This is a genomic window from Rugosimonospora acidiphila, assembly GCF_039543385.1.
In the GTDB taxonomy this organism is placed as follows: Bacteria; Actinomycetota; Actinomycetes; order Mycobacteriales; family Micromonosporaceae; genus Rugosimonospora; species Rugosimonospora acidiphila.
In genome coordinates, this window is record NZ_BAABJQ010000011.1 from 96626 (window position 1) to 113199 (window position 16574).

General features: G+C 72.3%; 13 protein-coding genes. 7 read left to right on the forward strand and 6 right to left on the reverse strand.

From position 1 onward, the window contains the following. Positions 1 to 49 precede the first annotated feature (49 nt). Positions 50 to 772 carry a response regulator transcription factor gene (locus tag ABEA87_RS19895; protein WP_345631570.1) on the reverse strand — a complete coding sequence of 241 codons (723 nt, stop codon included), beginning with the start codon at positions 770 to 772 and terminating at the stop codon, positions 50 to 52. A gap of 218 nt (positions 773 to 990) precedes the next feature. Between ABEA87_RS19895 and ABEA87_RS19900 the strand changes: the two genes are divergently transcribed. The 3 genes from ABEA87_RS19900 (at position 991) to ABEA87_RS19910 (ending at position 3129) form a co-directional block, all read left to right on the forward strand. Further along, positions 991 to 1995 (forward strand): serine hydrolase, encoded by a 1005-nt coding sequence (locus ABEA87_RS19900; protein WP_345631572.1) that lies wholly within the window; start codon positions 991 to 993, stop codon positions 1993 to 1995. A gap of 60 nt (positions 1996 to 2055) precedes the next feature. Continuing rightward, positions 2056 to 2490, forward strand: a complete 435-nt coding sequence (locus tag ABEA87_RS19905) for a MarR family winged helix-turn-helix transcriptional regulator (protein ID WP_345631573.1) — start codon at positions 2056 to 2058, stop codon at positions 2488 to 2490. Positions 2491 to 2619: 129 nt separating this feature from the next. Next, positions 2620 to 3129, forward strand: coding sequence for a VOC family protein (locus ABEA87_RS19910; RefSeq protein ID WP_345631575.1), 510 nt, complete (start codon positions 2620 to 2622; stop codon positions 3127 to 3129). A 219-nt stretch (positions 3130 to 3348) separates the two neighbouring features. Here the strand turns inward: ABEA87_RS19910 and ABEA87_RS19915 are convergent, their stop codons facing one another. Together ABEA87_RS19915 and ABEA87_RS19920 are read right to left on the reverse strand one after the other, a co-directional pair. Beyond that, a complete protein-coding gene (locus ABEA87_RS19915) occupies positions 3349 to 5970 on the reverse strand; it encodes a protein kinase domain-containing protein (protein WP_345631576.1) in 2622 nt (873 codons plus the stop codon). 148 nt (positions 5971 to 6118) lie between these two features. Further along, positions 6119 to 7798, reverse strand: a complete 1680-nt coding sequence (locus ABEA87_RS19920; protein WP_345631577.1) for a right-handed parallel beta-helix repeat-containing protein — start codon at positions 7796 to 7798, stop codon at positions 6119 to 6121. A 164-nt stretch (positions 7799 to 7962) separates the two neighbouring features. Between ABEA87_RS19920 and ABEA87_RS19925 the strand changes: the two genes are divergently transcribed. Next, entirely contained in the window at positions 7963 to 9324 is a 1362-nt protein-coding gene (locus tag ABEA87_RS19925; protein ID WP_345631578.1) for an SseB family protein, read from the forward strand. 130 nt (positions 9325 to 9454) lie between these two features. Here ABEA87_RS19925 and ABEA87_RS19930 read toward each other — a convergent pair whose 3' ends face one another. Both ABEA87_RS19930 and ABEA87_RS19935 read right to left on the reverse strand, forming a co-directional pair. Further along, positions 9455 to 11515, reverse strand: coding sequence for a hypothetical protein (locus ABEA87_RS19930; RefSeq protein WP_345631580.1), 2061 nt, complete (start codon positions 11513 to 11515; stop codon positions 9455 to 9457). A 52-nt stretch (positions 11516 to 11567) separates the two neighbouring features. Then, positions 11568 to 12707 carry a hypothetical protein gene (locus ABEA87_RS19935; protein ID WP_345631582.1) on the reverse strand — a complete coding sequence of 380 codons (1140 nt, stop codon included), beginning with the start codon at positions 12705 to 12707 and terminating at the stop codon, positions 11568 to 11570. Between the two features lie 202 nt (positions 12708 to 12909). On the opposite strand from ABEA87_RS19935, the gene ABEA87_RS19940 reads away from it, so the two are divergent. Then, a complete protein-coding gene (locus tag ABEA87_RS19940) occupies positions 12910 to 14160 on the forward strand; it encodes a hypothetical protein (protein ID WP_345631583.1) in 1251 nt (416 codons plus the stop codon). Further along, positions 14157 to 14543 (forward strand): hypothetical protein, encoded by a 387-nt coding sequence (locus tag ABEA87_RS19945; protein ID WP_345631585.1) that lies wholly within the window; start codon positions 14157 to 14159, stop codon positions 14541 to 14543. Before ABEA87_RS19940 ends, ABEA87_RS19945 begins: the two co-directional genes overlap by 4 nt. A gap of 83 nt (positions 14544 to 14626) precedes the next feature. Here ABEA87_RS19945 and ABEA87_RS19950 read toward each other — a convergent pair whose 3' ends face one another. Further along, complete coding sequence (locus ABEA87_RS19950) at positions 14627 to 15685, reverse strand: SMI1/KNR4 family protein (protein ID WP_345631586.1); 1059 nt, start codon at positions 15683 to 15685, stop codon at positions 14627 to 14629. 185 nt (positions 15686 to 15870) lie between these two features. Here ABEA87_RS19950 and ABEA87_RS19955 point away from each other — a divergent pair, with 185 nt between their 5' ends. Next, complete coding sequence (locus ABEA87_RS19955) at positions 15871 to 16536, forward strand: hypothetical protein (protein WP_345631587.1); 666 nt, start codon at positions 15871 to 15873, stop codon at positions 16534 to 16536. The last annotated feature ends 38 nt before the right edge of the window (positions 16537 to 16574 follow it).

The following is a 16574-nucleotide window of genomic DNA, read 5'->3' on the forward strand; positions in this document are numbered from 1 at the left end:
CAGCGCCGCCACCGTCGAGGTCGCCAGCGCCGCAGGCCCCGGCGGCGGATCACTCCTCGGCGCCTCTGGGCAGGCGCAGCGCGTACCCGACGCCGCGCACGGTGTGGATCAGCGGAGGGGCAGCCTTATCGATCTTGCGGCGCAGGTAGTACACGTACGACTCGACGATGCGCCCTTCGCCACCGAAGTCGTAGCTCCACACCCGGTCGAGGATCTGCGCCTTGCTGACCACCCGGCCGGCGTTGGTCAGCAGGTACCGCAGCAGCTTGAACTCGGTGGGGGACAGGTCGATGAGCTTGCCGGCCCGGCGTACCTCGTGGGCGTCCTCGTCCATCTCCAGGTCGGCGTAGCGCAGCACCCCGTCGTCCGGCGTCGGGGTGGGCTCGGCGTGGGTGCGGCGCAGGATCGCCCGGATCCGCAGCACGACCTCTTCCAGGCTGAACGGCTTGGTCACGTAGTCGTCGCCGCCGACGGTCAGGCCGGAGATCCGGTCCTCCACCGAGTCGCGGGCGGTGAGGAACAGCACGGGCACCGGCCGCCCGCCCGAGCGCAGCCGCTGGGCAACCTGAAAGCCGTCCAGGTCGGGCAGCATGACATCCAGTACCACGAGATCGGGCTGGAACTCGGCGGCGGCCAGCAGTGCCTCGTTGCCGCCGCCGGCGGAACGGACATCGAAGTCGATCAGGCGTAGCGTCGCGGAGAGCAGTGCCGAGATGTTGGGCTCGTCGTCAACGACGAGCACCTTGGTCTGGCGGCTCGACACATCGGTCACCGCACTCCACCCCCACGGTTCATCACTAGCCGGTCTAGCTGCAGTTACGGTGTACCGGCCGAAACTTGGAACTCCCTGTGAGGGTCCTGGAAGTTGGCGGCGAGCCGAGTTGATCTCGTTGACCTAATAGTGACCTTCCGTTTACCTAATGGGGACAATTCAGGTCCATTGTGGGGCCCATGTCGCGTGCATCGGGACGGCCAGGCACGGTCGGAGCTGTGATCATCGCTATCGTGCTGGCCGGAGCGATGGTGATCATCTACGGCGTGTACGCCGGCCCGGGCGGCCAGAGCGCCTCCGCCAGCGGGACCACCACCTGGGGCGGCGCGTCCCCCAGCCCGTCCCCGTCGCCCAAGGTCGATCCGGCGATCGCCGTTCGCGCGGCGGTGGCGTCGTATCTCGGCCCGTCCGGCACCCACGCCGCGCTCGCCCTGCTCGACCAGGACACCGGCGAGAAGGTCCTCTACCAGCAGGACCAGCAGTTCGACACCGCCAGCATCATCAAGGTCGACATCCTGGCCACCGTGCTCTACCAGCACCAGCAGGCCAACCAGAAGCTGAGCTCGACCGAGGACGCCAACGCGGTCAAAATGATCACGCAGAGCGACAACGACGCGGCCACCGCCCTGTGGAACGACCTCGGCGGCGCCGACGGGCTCGCCGCCGCGAACCGGGTGTTCGGGCTCACCGAGACCGTCCCGGGCACGGACGGGTACTGGGGGCTGACCAAGACCACCGCCGCCGACCAGCTGCGGCTGCTGCAGGTGATCAGCAACCCGCCGGCCGCCAACACCCCGACCGACCCGCCGGACGGCGCGCCGCCCGCCTCCGCGGCCGGCCACGGCACCCCCGGGCCGCTGGACGCGGCCAGCTGCGACTACATCTTCAGCCTGATGAACCGGGTGGAGAGCGATCAGCGCTGGGGGGGTTCCCGACGCCGCGAGCAAGCAGGCGACCAACGTGTACGTGAAGAACGGCTGGCTGTCCTACAGCGCCGACAACTACAAATGGATCGTCAACAGCGTCGGCCGGATCATCGAGCCCGGGCACGACTGGCTGGTGGTGGTGCTGTCCAACTACCACCCCAGCGAGCAGAACGGCATCGACCAGATCCAGCACGCGGCCGACCTCGCCGTGAACGGGCTGCGCTCGGCGTCCTGAGCGGCGAGAAGCAGGATCGGCGAGTTGGCGGCGGCCGATGCCTGACGTGTTACGGCCGGTAACCTTGCTGGCGCGGTAGTCTGCCTGACCACGGCCCCGCAGTTCGAAGGGAGTGGCCGGTGATGACCGCGCCGGTTGAAGCAGATCCCCATCTCGCGGCGCGCCTGCGCATAGCGGTGGCCCGTTTGTACCGGAGGATCCGGCTTAAGGCCGACATGGGCGTGTCGCCACTGCAGCTGTCCACGCTGGCGTCGATCGAGAAGTACGGCCCGCTGCGGCTCGGTGAGCTGGCCGCCCGGGAGTCGATGACCGCGCCCACCATGACCCGGCTGCTGGCCCTGCTGGACGAGCGGGAGCTGATCGTACGCAGCCCGGATCCGGTCGACGCCCGGTCGACCAGGGTGGCGCTGTCCGAGGCCGGCGCCGCGCTGCTGGACGAGGTGCGCTCGCAGGGGACCGCGCTGCTCGACGCCTGGATGGCCCGCCTTCCCGAGGAGCAGCGGGCCGCGCTGGCCGCGGCGCTGCCGGCGCTCGAGGCGCTCGGCACCGAGGACTGAGGCAGCCGGCCCGGCCGGTTGATGCTGTCGCACCCTCGCCCCCGCGCGGGCGTGGCCTACGGCACGCTCGGGCGCGCTGGCCGGCTGGCCGCCGTACCGTTGTGGTCACGTATCAGGAGGGACCCCACGATGCCTATCCATCGCCTCAACCACGCGGTGCTCTACGTCCGTGACGTCGAGCGCAGCGTCGCCTTCTACCGTGACGTGCTGGGCTTCCGGGCGGTCACGACCGGCCCGGGCATGGCGTTCCTGCAGGCCCCCGACTCGAACAACGATCATGATCTCGGCCTGTTCGAGATCGGCGCGGCGGCCGGCCCGTCGCCGGCCGGGCGGTCCACGGTCGGCCTCTACCACCTGGCGTGGGAGGTCGACACCCTCGACGAGCTGGAGCGGCTGCGCGGGCTGCTGACCGGGGCCGGGGCGCTGGTGGGCGCGAGCGACCACGGCACGACCAAGAGCCTGTACGGCCAGGACCCGGACGGCCTGGAGTTCGAGATCGCCTGGATCATCCCGGCGGACCTGCTCGACGACGAGGCGCGCTCGGCCCGGATGCGCATCGGCCGCCTCGACCTGGACCGGGAAAAGGCCCGCTACGGCGGCCAGACCCGGGGCGGGATCGGCATCTCGATCAGCGCCTGAGCGCAGCCGCAGCCGCTTTTTGGCGAGGCGAGCACAGGCTCTGGGGATAGCGCCTGAGCGCAGCCGCAGCCGCTTTTTGGCGAGGCGAGCACAGGCTCTGGGGATAGCGCCTGAGCGCAGCCGCAGCCGCATTTTGGCGAGGCGAGCACAGGCTCCGGAGATAGCGCCTGAGGGCCGGCAACCGCGACCGGCCGCCGGGCCCGGCGGCCGGTCGGTCGTTCACTTGCGCCGGTTGGTGCACACCTGGGGCGAGATCGCGTAGTCGGAGGCGCTGTAGATCGCCGCCACCGTGTAGCAGTAGTCGACGCTCGTGTTGACGCCGTCCTGGGTGTACGTGGTGGTGCCCGCGGGGACGCTGCCCACCAGCGCCGGCACGTTGGGCGCGGGCGCGCCGAGCACGTAGAACTGCACGGTGCCGTGGGCCGGATCGGTCCACGTCAGGGTGATGCTGGTGTGCTTGTCGGTCAGCTTGACGTCGGTGGGCGCACCCTCGTGGGTGAGGTTGGCGGTGACCGTCGGGTTGGGCTTGCCCGTTGGGGGCTTGGCGGCCGGGGGTTTGCCCGCCGGGGGCTTGGCGGCCGACGGCTTGCCTGCCGGCGAGTTGACCGCGGTCGCCTGGGGCGACACGCCGGCCACGTTGGCCGAATTGGGCTTGGACGAGTCGCCGCCCGCGGCGAACTTGATGCCGATGACCACGAACACGATCAGCCCAACGAAGGCGCCGATCGCGACCAGCGGTATCCGCGGCCGTTCCGAGTCGCGCGACCGGGGCCGGCCGGGCTTGACCGGGACCTTGCGGAATTCGAGCCCGGGCCGGGACGGAGGCGCCGGGTTGCCGAACCGGTCCCGGGGGATCTGGTCGTACGGCCCGCCCGACGACGGCGCGCCGGACATGGGGCCACCCATCATCGGCCCGTTCGACATCGGCGAGCCCGACATCGGTCGCGGGGCGAAAGGGTCGCCCGAGATCGGCGGTCCCGACAGCGGCGGCACCGACATGGGTGGTCCGGACATCGGCATGCCGGACATCGGCGGGCCGGACATCGGGGGGCCCGACATCGGGGGTCCCGACATCGGCTGGCCGGACGGGTAGCTGTACCCGCCTTCGCCGGGCCAGCCCAACTGACCTGGCGGGCTCGAGACCGGGCCGACCGGGTACGACGGGGTGGGCGGGGCGGAGACCGGTGCCTGGGTCTCGTGCGGCGGGGTGAGGGTGGGGCGCAACTCCGTCGGCCGAGTCAGCGCCGCGCCGTTCGAGACCTCCGCGGGCGGCAGATCGTGCGGCCCGGGCTCGTCCGGCTCCTCGTCGATGGGCCGCAGCAGGTCGTCGAGCGACATCCGGCCATCGTCCGGCTCCTCTGCCGGCGGGTTGGCGTCCTCCTCGTGGTCCGGCCCGGCCGGCTGCGGGTCGGGCTCGGCCCCGTCGGCGGCTGGCTCACCGAAGGTTCCGGCGGAGGACTCAGCGGCCGGGCTGTCGTGCCACAGGATCGTGGAGGCGCCCGCCGCCTCCTTGGCCGCCGGATCGAGCACCGGAGCGGCCTGTTCCACCACCGGCTCGTCGCGGCGGGTGGGTGCGGCCGACGGCCAGCGGAACGCGTCCCTGGGCGCGCTGGTCGGCGCCGCCGGCGGGGCCGACGCCATCGCCGCCGGCAGGTGCGGCACCACCGGTGGCTGGGGTGGGTACGCCTGCGGTTGAACGGGTGCCTGCGGCGGGGGCTGGTACGCCGGCGGCTGCGGCTGGTACGCCTGCGGCGGGGCGGGTGGCTGGGGCACCGCCGGTGCCTGCTGGGGGTACTCCTGCTGCGGGTACTCCTGCTGCGGATGAACCAGCGGCGAGTACGGCTGAGAGGGGTACCCCTGCAGCGGGTACTGCTGTCCGTACCCCTGCAGCGGGTACTGCTGGGCGTACTGCTGAGGCGGGTACTGCTGGGCGTACTGCTGCGGTACCCCCGACATCGGCGCGCCGACCGGGCCGGCCGGCATGGCGGGCGGTGCCGAGGCGGGTGCGCCGGTCGGCGTGTTGTAGGCGTGGAATCGCAGGGCCTCGGCGAACGCCGCCGCGCTGGGGTGCCGGGCGGCCGGGTCCTTGGCCAGCGCGGTCAGCAACTCATGCTGCAGCCAACTGGGCACGTCCGGCCGGGGCACCGGCCGCGCCGGCTCGTTGAGCACCCGCTGGCGCAGGCTGTCCAGGTCGGTGCGCTTGGCATCGACGAACGGCGGCTGTCCGGTCAGCAACTGCCACATGGTCGAGGCGAGGCTGTACAGGTCGGAGGCCGCCGTCTGGTCGTCCTTGCGCATCGCCTCCGGCGACGCGTGGTGCGGCGTCATCCGGTTGACGCTCATGGTGCTGGACAGCATGTGCGGGGCGCGGGCGATGCCGAAGTCGGCAAGCGACGGACCGAACGCGGAGCGCAGGATGTTGGACGGCTTCACGTCCCGGTGCAGGACGCCCACGTCGTGCGCGGCCTGCAGCGCCTCGGCGACCTTCATGCCGACGTCAACCACCTCGTCGACGGGCAGGGGGCCGCGCTGCCTGAGGATCTGCGCGTACGAGCCGCCGGGGCAGTACTCCATGACGATGTACGGGTTGCCGGCGCTGGTGGTACCGGTGTCGATGATGCCGACGATGTGCGGCTGGCTGGACAGCAGCACGGTCGTCTCCAGCTCGCGCTGGTACATCGCCTGCAGGGCGGAGTCCCCGTCGACGAGCAGCACCTTGATGGCCACGGTGCGCGACAACCTGGTCTGCACCGCACGGAACACCAGCGACGAGCTGCCGGTGCTGATCAGCGTCACATCGCCGTACCCGGGTAGGTCGGGTACCAGCGGCTCAATCGACATACGCGGGTCCACTCGGCCGGAGGCTATCAGGTGTCGTCGAGGCGGGCCACGGGCGCGGCCGGCGGAGTTCTCCTACCGTAATCGTCCTCGTACGGGTGATCGTAACCGGCCGACGTGGGATGTCGGCGGAGCGGGGTGGGCGGCGCCGCTACCGGGTGGCGCCGAGCAGATCGTCGAGGACCAGAGTGCGCAGGTCATCGCGGTCCGGGACGCGGCCGAGCTTGCGCAGCCGGCCGGACTGCGCCTTGCGCATGCTCTCCAGCAGCCGGCGTGCCTCACGCGCGTTGCCGAAGTTCTGGTCGCGCTCGACCTGGCCGAACCACTCGCGCAGCGCGTCGTCGAGGCCGGCGGCGAGCAGGTAGTCGTCGCCGTGCGCGATGCGATTGACGATGAGCACCAACTCGTCGGGGCTGTAGTTCGCGAACTCCAGGGTCTTCGCGAAACGCGACGCCAGACCCGCGTTGGCGTCCAGGAACTCGAGCATCTCGCCGGTGTACCCGGCGACGATGACGGCTATCGCGTCCCGGTGGTCCTCCATCAGCTTGACCAGCGTGTCGATGGCCTCCCGGCCGAAGTCCGCCCCGCCGCCGCTCGAGCGGGACAGGGTGTAGGCCTCGTCGATGAACAGCACCCCGCCGAGCGCCTCCTCGAACACGGCGTTGGTCTTCTCCGCGGTGTGGCCGATGTACTGGCCGACCAGGTCGCGCCGGGCGACCTCCTTGAACTTGCCGCCGGGAAGCACGCCGAGCGCCTTGAGTAGCTCGCCGTAGATCCGGGCCACGGTGGTCTTACCCGTTCCGGGCGCGCCGGTGAAGATGAGGTGGTGGCTGACCGCGCCGACGGCCAGCCCGGCATCGCGGCGCCACTCGTTGACCTGGATCTCGTCGATCAGCGCGCGCACCTCCTCCTTGACCCCGGCCAGGCCCACCATCGCGTCGAGCTGGGCGAGCAGCCGCTCGACCCGCTCCGGATCCTGCTGACCGGCGCCGTCGGGCTTGGCGTCGACGGAGCGGGGCCCGACCGTGCCGCCGCGCGCCTCCACGATCTGCGGCGCGGCGCCCTCGTCCACCTGGATGCCCGGCGCGGCGCACTTCTCCACCGTGCAGCCCTCGATGAGCCCGCGGCAGCCCCGGCCCACCGTGATGCCGACGCCACCGGCGCCGACGATCTGGCAACTGCGCAGGGTAGGCGCGCTCTGGTGCGCGATGGCGATGCCGATGTCGCCGGACTCGGCGACCTCGCAGTGCTCGAGCGTCGGCCGGGCGCCCTGGTACACGTACACGCCGCGGTAGCCGCTGCCGGTGATGACCGTATCGCGGATGGTCGGATCCGCGCCGAGCCGCACGATGAGGCCGTCCTCGCCGACGTCGCGGATCTCGCACCGGTCGAGGGACCCGCCGGAGTCCTCGATGAGAATGCCGTACTGGCCGCCGGTCACCCTCACCTCGGTGGCCTCGATGACCGCGCCGTCGCTGACGCTGATCGCGGCGGCGAAGCGCGCGCTCGCCTCGCACTGGCGGATCCTCAGGCGGCCGCGCATGCTCGCGACGGCGGGTGCGTCGCCGGCGCGCACCGTCAATCCCTGCAGCGTGATCTGACTGTCACGACAGGTGATAGTCGCCTGTCCGGGCGTCTCGGAGGTGATAATCACACTTCCGGGCTCGCCGCCCGCCACCAGACTCAGCCGGCGCCCCTGAAGCAGCACCGTTTCGTTGTAGGTGCCGGGCGCGATGGTGATGACCGCGTCGTCGTCGGCGACCTCAAGCGCATCCTTAATCGTCGGGAGGGCGCCTGGCTGCCGTGGGGAGACCGACAAAGTTTGTGCCATCGCTCCGCCTGCTCGGGATCGGGAGACGGCAAACTCTACCGCAGCCGCCGCCGCGCGAAGTCGGCCGCACCATCGCGGGTTCGGTATGGTCGTGCGTCGGCATGACGTACCGGGTCGGCATCACCCCAACCGGCCCGGGTGCGTCTTCGACTGGGGCGGCGGTAGTGGCACAACCAACGTGGACACCGGCCAACGACGGCGAGACGGCGATGGCCGAGGCGTTGCTGCGCGGTGACGACAGGGCGTACTTCCAGGCGCTGGAGGGCGCGGCGCTCTACCTCCCCGGACTGGGCGAGTCCGCAGGCCAGCAACCGGTCACGATGACGTCGAGCGAGCACACGTACCTGCTCGTGTTCACCTCGACCGAGGCGCTGGCCGACCGGTTGGAGGGCGTGGACTCCTTACTCACCACCAGCTATCCGGAGTTGCGAGCGAAGTGGCCGGATCCGGAGTGGTTGATGGCGCTCGATCCGGGCCTGCCCATTCAGGCGTTCATGCCGATAGGCCTGGTCACCGAGGGAGTTGCGGGTCGGGCGGCGTTTCCGGCCATACCGGCGGACGTGATGCCGGCCGAGGACTCGGCCGAGCCGGTCGAGGAGCCTGCGCCGGTCGAGGAGCCTGCGCCGGTCGAGGACACGGTGCGGGTCGAGGAGCCGGACGTGCCGGTCGAGGAGTCGGAGGTGCCGGCAGGGTCGGTCGCGGCCCGGTCCGTGGGCGTCGCGCGGGTCGTGGCGCCGCCGCCGACCGAGCCGCGGCTGAAAATCGTGCCGCTCCGGCAGGTCGAGTCCTACCTGCGGGGGCAGTGGGCTCAGGTCAGCGGCCCGGTGTACCGGCACGCCGAGCTCGGCGACCCGCGTACCCCGGCCGACCTGTACGCGGCGAGCGCGGGAGCCTGCGGCGCCTTCCAACCCGGCGAACCGTGGGTGCACGTCATCCGCTGGGCGGCCGACTGCCCCGGGCTGTATCGCCCGGTGCCCACCGGCGGCCCCGTCACCGTGCTCTGGGTCCGCGCGGCCACCCTGCCGCACGGGGCCCAACTGCACCGGCTGGGCCAGGCCGGGTCGAGCTGGGTCGCCAGCTTCGACGCCGATCTGCGGCGTTGGGTGGCGGCGCCGCAAACGGTCCGGCCCGAGCCGATGGCGGCACCACCGAGCGTGGTCAACGGCTACCGCGCCCGGTGGCAGGGGCGCGACTACGAGGCCACGCCCGACGGTGCGCTGCTCAGGCTGTACACGACCGGCCCCGAGCCCGGCTTCGAGGTGGTCTTCCCAGGACGGTACCGGCGGGTGATCCCGGCTCGGGACGCCGAGTGGTTCGGCTACGTGCGCACCGTCGCGATGCTGCGTGGGGAGCCGGTCGTGCTGCTCGTCGAGCGTGACGGCCAGTCCCTCGTGGAGTACTGCGGCGACCTGCCGTACGGCCCGCAGTGGTGGCCGGCCGACCGGCCGGAGCCCGGTGTGTGCTGGGCCTGGGTCAGGCAGATGGAGCTGTCCGCCCCGCGCCAGGAGCGTTGGCCGGCGGCCTGAGCCGGGGCGGGCGCCGCCCCGGCTCGACCTCGTGTGCACGGCGCGCGCTCAGCCCCCACCGCCTAGCACCGGCCGGTGCTCGGCGGCGCTCAGCCCCCACCGCCTAGCACCGGCCGGTGCTCGGCGGCGCTCAGCCCCCACCGCCTAGCACCGGCCGGTGCTCGGCCTGGTACCCGGGCTGCTCGGCGCGGCCGGTCAGCACCGGGCCGCCCGGGGTCTGTACCGCCCAGGCCTCCTCGTCGCTGACCACGCGGGACACGTCGTCGACCTCCTCCGGGTGCGCACCGGTGTCGGTCGCGGCCGAATCGGCGGCGTGCCGGTGCCGGGCGGCCAGCTCGGCCGGTCCGGCCTGCGGCGCCGCACCGGCCGCGTGCCGCGCGGCACGCAGCCCGCGCGGAATCTCCTCCAGCCGCTCGTCCGGTGCCCGGTCGCGGTGCCGGGCCGGGGAGCCGAGCACCGGCCGCAGCGCGCCCGGCTGGCCGGGCTCGCCGCCGAACGGTTCGTCCACCGGCGCCCCGGCGCCGGGAGTGCCCCGGCCGGGCTTGGCCGCCTTGAGCACGGACGGCGAGGTACCAGGCCGGGTCGGGCCCGTCCGGGGCGGCGGCTCGTCCTGGAACCCATTGGGTACGCCGTTGGTGCGCCGGCCGCCCAGCACGGACGCCGAGGCCGCGGTGCCGCGCTTGAACAGGTCCTCGTCGCCGAACGCCGGGGCGCCGGGCCGCTTGGCGTCGCCCGGCCCCTGCCCGGGCCGCGCCGTGCCGCGCCGCCCGGGTGAGCCCTCGGGCTCCTCGCCCTGGGGCGGCGCACTCGACCGTGGCCGGGACACCTGCGCGCGGCCCTGGCCGCCGGGCGGAGCTGACTCGTGCGCCCCCTCGGCGGCCGGCGGGCGCGGCATGCCCTGTTGCTTGCCGAGCACCCCCGACCTGGTGAGCGTGCCCCGCAGTCCGTTCGAGCCGGGGGGTGCGTTGACGCCGGACGTCGAGCGGTCGAACAGGCCAGGCCCCGAACCCGCTCCGGGCGGCGCGTTCCCCGTCAGGCCCGGCCCGGGCGGCGGAGTCAGCCCGAGCAGCAGCGCGGTGTTCGGGCTCAGCAGCGGGGAGCTGCCGGGCGGCGCGTCGGGCAGCGGTGCGGGCGTGTCCGCCGCGGGTGGCGGCTCCGGCGCTGGCGGCGGTGGGGGGTCCGCCGCCAGCTTGGTGAGCTGGTTCAGCGGATTGTCCGGTGGTGGTGGCGGGGCCGAGGCGTTGGGTGGGGGCGGCGGTGGCGCGGCCGATGCACCGGGCGGCGGAGGTGGCGGGGCGGCGCCCGCCCCACCGGGCGGCGGTGCGGGCGGGGGCGCCGCGCGGGGAGGGCCACCGGGCGGCCTGCCGGGCGGCGGGACGGTCCTTCCCATCGGGTTGTCGATCACCGCGTTGGACGGCCCCTCGAAGCGGGTACCGCGCCCGTCCCCGATGTCGCCCTCCAACTGGGCGTAGTACTTCTGGGACAGCTCGTACGCGATGCCCTGCGCCTTCACGCTCCACTTGCGCCAGATGGCGGTCTGGTGCTCGTAGATCTGACTTATCTTGTCGGCGACCGGCCCGGGCAGCTGCTTGCGCTGCGCCTCGGGGATCGCGGTCGGGTCGTACGTCCACTCCTGCAGGAGGCCGGCCTTGTCGGACTTGGACTCCTCGACGTAGCCCTCCCAGGCCAGGTCAATGTCGGCGTGCGCCTGCAGCACGGCATCCACCAGCGCGCGCAGTCCACGCACGTTCGCGTTGGCGGCGTCGGTCCACTGCTTGAGCGAGTAGAGCGTGGCGCCGGGGCCCCAACGCAGGAACTCGGTGGCGGCGGGCGACGACCAGCCGGCGAAACCGTGGTCGTTGCCGCTGTGCAGCGCGTTGGCGTTGCTCGTGACGGCCTTCTGCACCGTGTCGAGCAGCTGGACGATCTTGACCCAGTAGTCGGCCAACGCGGAAATGCTGCCCGGCTGCTGCGCCTTGATGGTCGCCCTGATGTTCTCGATGTCGCGCATCGAGTCGGACAGCTTCTGTTCGTCGTAGTCGTACGGGTACTTGAAGTTGCTGTCCGGTTTCGGGGTCGGCTTGTACTTGGCGGGCAGCTGCGTCTGCGTGTAGGTGCCGGTGTCGCCGGAGAAGCCGTGCTGGTAATCGTTGCCCTGGTACCCGAAGTTGTCGGCGCCGCTGTCACTCACGGTGCGGCCACCGCCGGCCGCGCCGCCGTGGTCCCGACCGAGGCCCGCGCCGTCACGTGAGCGCCCGCTGGGTGAAGGTGGTGTCCTTTTTGTCGGCCTGCGCCTTCGGGTCGTTGGCGCCCTTCTGGTCGCTGATGTCCCCGTCGTTGCCGCCCACGGCAAGCTTGTCGGTCTGCTTGGAGGTCTTGCCGCCCTTTTCCTGGGTGATCGTGGTGGTGTCCGTCTCGGTGCTGCCGTCCGGGTTCTGCGTCTTCACCGTGGTGCTGTTGGGCGTCTCCTTGCCCTTCTGGACGCTGCTCGACTTGGTGGTGGTCACCTTGGCGCCGGTCGAGTCGACCTTGGTGGTGGTGGACTGTCGCCCGGTCTCGTGGAACTCGCCGTTCTTGTTGGGCGCCTGGCTCACCACGGTGGTGGTGCCGCCCTTGGTGGTGGTGATTTCCCGGCTCGACGACTGGACATTGCCGTCCGCGCCGACGATGTAGGTGTCGCGGATGGTGGCTCCACCGCCGCCGCCGGACTCCTCGATGATGATCTTGCTGCCGTCCTGGTAGGTGATCGTCGTGTCCTTGATCCCGTTTGGTCCGGCCCACGTGACCGCCACCTTGCCGCCCAGCTGGTTCGGGTCGGAGGCGTAGTTGAGCGCTGGGGCGTTGGCGCCGGCCTTGCTGGCCTTGATGGCCTCTTTCTGCTCGTCCTGGGCCCAGGTCTCGCCGATCCGCTTGTCGAGACCTTCGGGCCGGCTCCCGCCCATTCCGAACGCGAAGTCGACGCCGTCGACCTTGATCACACTGTTGAGATCGTGCGCGCTCATGCCGTCGGTGAGGTGGTACGAGTCGGAGATGGTCTGCGCCGCGAACGCGGTGTTCTGCAGGCCGACGTGCAGGTCGTTCAGCATGCTCGTCAGGTCCTGGAAATTGCCGGTCGAGTAAACGGCGGCCAGCTCCCCCTCAGGGAGCTGATTCATGCCGCCGCTGCGGAAGGCTTCGTTGATGAGCTCCGGAATCTGGAACAGCGCCATGACCGCCGGTTGCAGGTCCTGCGCCGCGGTGAACATGTTCAACGCGTACGCCGCGATGCTGCCGAAGTCGGCCTTGATGGTCTGGTAGCTCGACAGCCATTTCTCCGAGCCCGTGTTCGTCTGGGTCTGGCCGGCATACGGCTCGGAAGAGGTATCCGGCGGTTCCAGACTCACCTGCGCTCCTCGGTTCCCCGTTCGTGCTTGCCGTGCGGCGCGCCGATGATCACGGCGTGCCACGTCAGCGTAGCCGGCCGGGCACACCCGCCGGTAGGCGCCGACGTGGCCGGGCGCCGAGCCCGGGCGACGAAGCTGGTGGGAGGCGCTGAGCTAAGGTGGGCCGGTCCAGGGGAGGTCGACGGCCGGCGAGGAGGGTGGCATGACCGCCAGCGCCGAGCCGACGTGGACTCCCGCGAACGACACCGAGCGCGCGATGGCCGACGCGCTGCGCGACGGGGACACCACCGCGTACTTCCGGGCGCTGATGGGCGCCACGCTGTACCTGCCCGGCTTCACCGGCCCCGACGAACCGCGGGTGGTTACCACCACCGCGGGAGACCAGACCTATCTGCTCACCTTCACCTCGCCGGAGAGCCTGGCCGCGACCCTCACCGGGATCGACGGGTACCGCACCATCCGCTACGCGGAGCTGGCCGAGGACTGGCCGAATCCCCAGTGGCAACTCGCGGTCGACCCCGGCCTGCCGATCCAGGGGTACATGCCCTTCGGGGCACCGGTGGACGGCGCAGCCGGGGGGATCGAGGCGGCTCCGGTGTACGCGGGCGACCTGGATGAGCTGGTGCCGGTCAACGACACCGAGCGCGCCATTGTGGACGCGCTGGATGCCGGGGACACCGAGGGGCTGATCGGCGCCCTGGTGACCGGCGAGGTGCACGTGCCCGTGCTGCCGGACGGCCAGTGGCTGCGCTGGCCGGCGCCGCGGGCGACGATAGCGGTGTTCACCGCGCCGGAGCGGGTGCCGGACGGCCTGCCCACGAAGCCGATCGCGCTGCTGGACCTGGTGCTGGACTGGCCAGGGCCCTCCGTCGCGCTGATGGTCGCCCCGGGCACGTCGATCGAATTGGACCTTCCGGGCGAGCACGTGCTCGGCTTCATCGGCTGGGCCGACGAGCTGGTCGGCGCGGCTTCGACGGGGGTATCGGAACCGGATGCGTCGCCGGTGCCGGCGGGGCCTGTGCCGGTGCGGCCCGGCGAGCGGCGGCTGATGATGCTGCAGAAGTTGGTGCCACCCGACCTGGTCGACTGGTACCTCAACGGGCACGGCCACCTCGTCAGCGGCGCGGTGTGCGCCCACGACGAGGTCAGCGACCTGGAGACACCGGCGCGGCTGTACGCCGCTGTTGGGCTCGGCGAGCCGTTCCGGCCCGACGACCGTGAGGTGCACGCGATCCGGTGGCTCGCGCCCTGCCCCGACCTGCATCCGCCGGCCCGCCGGCCCGCGACGGTGACGCTGCTGCACAGCCACGCGGCGGTGCTACCGCACGGTGCCCAGTTCTTCCGGATCGACGCGGCCGGCCGGACTACCCCGGTGGCCAGCTACGACGCCGACACCCAGCGCTGGGTGCGGACCCCGGACGCGGGGCTGCTGCGGGCGGCCCTCGGCTCATGAGCGTCAACGGCTACTGGGCGAGCTGGCGCGGCCGGGATTACCCGGCCAGCCCGGACGGCGCGCTGATCCGGCTGTACACCGACCGGCCCGAGCCGGGCTTCGAGCCGGTCGGGCCGGACCGGTACCGGCGGCTGATGCCGGCGGAGGAGGCCGAGTGGTTCGGGTACCGGCGCACTGTGGCGACGCTGCGCGGTGAGCCGGTCGTACTCCTGGATGAGCGGGACGACCCCGCGGGCGCGCGGGTGCTGGTCGAGTACCTCGGGGATCTGCCGGACGGGCCGCCCTGGTGGCCACCTCAGCGCTCCGAGCCGGGCGTGTACCGGGCCTGGGTCGCGGCGGCGGAGCTGCGCGACCGCACGGAGCAGCGGCTCCAGGCGGGCTGAACTCGCCGCGACGGCGGTCTTCGGCGGGCTGGCCTCGGCGCGGCCCGAGGCGTTGCCGTGGTGCGCCCGCCCGCGCGCCGACCTCAGGCGGATCCGGCCGCCGCCTCGCCGACCGGCTCACCCACCCGGCCGAGCCACTGCGGCCGGCGCGACCGGGGCAGCGCCGCGCCCGCGTCCGGTTCGGCGATCAGCCGTGCGCGTCCCGATTCCAGCCGCGCCTGCGTGATCCGGCGCAGCCGGACCGGAACCGTGGACAGCTGGTCCACGAAGGCCGGCCAGTCGTCGGCGCACCGGATCAGCAGGTCGCGGCAGATCACGGCCGGCGAGTACCGGTCGTCGTCGCGAGGGTCGTCGTCGTCCCAGTACCACACCGAGCCGGCCCCCTCGCCGCGCAGCTTGATGGCGAGCAGGCCGCCCTGCACCGGCCCGACGGCGAGGTAGTCGCCGGTGAAGCGGTCGGCGAACCAGACCCGGGCGTGCGTCAGGTCGCGGGTGCGATCGGCCTCGGCCAGCCCGAACAGCGGCTGGTCGACCAGGAACCCGGCGCTGGGATGCACGGCCGGCGCGGACGGCACGCCACCGTTGGTGGCCAGCAGGAAATCGCGGTACCCATGGGGCAGCCGCGTGCCCAGCCAGCCCTCCAGCTTGCTCATCGCCTCCCGCGACACGGGGCGCGCCGCGCGGAACCGCACCTGCCCCTCGGGGGCGGCCAGCGGCAGCCCCCGTCCGGCCGCCGGCCTCATCGCCCCGACCCCGCCCCGGTGGCGGAACGCCGCGTGCAGCTCGGCGGGGACCAGGGCGAGCCGCCGCTCCGCGCCGGAGTGCGCCCACACCCAGCCGGCCGGCGTGCCGCCCCGCACCGTCTCCCCGTCCGCCGGTGGCGCGTCGGCGCGCCCGGTCGCGGCCAGGGCGTCGGACAGCAGCCGGTTCGCCACGAGCACGTCGACCAGCCGCGCCTCGTCGGCCGCCATTCCGGCCGGGACCGGTGGCAGGCGCACCATCGCCGACGCGTACGGCTGCCAGTCCGGGTACCCGCGCTGGGTGACGTAGACGCCGTAGCGGTAGCGCAGGCGCAGCACCGGGGAGCGCAGGTGCACGATCCGGCCGGCGAGCGACGAGCCGACCGGTACCTGATCGGTCATGCCCACACGCTTCCTCGTCCCCGTTCGAGCAGTCTGTTCGCGTCATCGGCGGGCGGCTTCGCACCGCGTCCGGAAGCGAGGGTAGCCGCCGGGTCCGGGGTGACGACAGGGCGCCCGGCCCTATCCGCGCATATGCCGTCTATCCTCTTCAGGGCCGGGACGGTACGGGGAGGTCGAGCGTTCCTATGCAGGCGGACCGAATCGCCGGGGCGATACAACGCTTCGTGATGCACCCGGAGGAGCGGGTGACCAAGGTCTACGACCTGCGCGAGCGTGTCGTGGTCCTCGCCGACGACGTGCGGTACGAGGCCTTTCCGGCGCGGTGGCGGATCCAGGATGAGGCGTGGGTGGATGACGCGCTGTTGGTGTTCACCTCGCTCGGTGTCACGCATCTGGAGCTGTACTACGGATTGTTGTTCGAGCGCGACGGCGGGGAGCATTTTCTCAACGACCGGGTCGTGCTCGCGGGCCTCGGAGCCAGGCTGGCCACCGGCCTCGACCCGCTGGCCTACGCGGAGCTCCTGGCGGCGCTCTACACCGACGACAAGGGAGAGCGCGCCGTACATCGCAGCGGCCGTCCGGGATACCTCATCGACGAGCCGGAGGAGTTCTGGTCGCGGTACCCGGAGGTCGACCCGGGGCTGATCAGCGCTCCCGTGGTGCGCCGCGAGGGTGACACGACCGTGCTGGAGTTCCTGTCCTCTCGCCGGCACCCGGTGGGGCTCACGCTCCTGCTCGACGTGGTGGCGTGGACCGTCACCGTCCCGGACGGTGGGCCGGCCACCTGGACGCGCCGGTCGGTGGTGCGGCGGCAGCCACTGCGACCGCGCCGCGCTTCCCCACGGTCGTGAGGCAGACACGCCAGCGCCCGAGGCGGCGGCACTCGCTC

Bases quoted from the DNA above. Each gene is read 5' to 3' on its own strand.
- ABEA87_RS19905 (WP_345631573.1), top strand. From the start codon at position 2,056: ATGACCGCGCCGGTTGAAGCAGATCCCCATCTCGCGGCGCGCCTGCGC.
- ABEA87_RS19910 (WP_345631575.1), top strand. From the start codon at position 2,620: ATGCCTATCCATCGCCTCAACCACGCGGTGCTCTACGTCCGTGACGTC.
- ABEA87_RS19915 (WP_345631576.1), bottom strand. From the start codon at position 5,970: ATGTCGATTGAGCCGCTGGTACCCGACCTACCCGGGTACGGCGATGTG.
- ABEA87_RS19920 (WP_345631577.1), bottom strand. From the start codon at position 7,798: ATGGCACAAACTTTGTCGGTCTCCCCACGGCAGCCAGGCGCCCTCCCG.
- ABEA87_RS19940 (WP_345631583.1), top strand. From the start codon at position 12,910: ATGACCGCCAGCGCCGAGCCGACGTGGACTCCCGCGAACGACACCGAG.
- ABEA87_RS19945 (WP_345631585.1), top strand. From the start codon at position 14,157: ATGAGCGTCAACGGCTACTGGGCGAGCTGGCGCGGCCGGGATTACCCG.
- ABEA87_RS19950 (WP_345631586.1), bottom strand. From the start codon at position 15,685: ATGACCGATCAGGTACCGGTCGGCTCGTCGCTCGCCGGCCGGATCGTG.
- ABEA87_RS19955 (WP_345631587.1), top strand. From the start codon at position 15,871: ATGCAGGCGGACCGAATCGCCGGGGCGATACAACGCTTCGTGATGCAC.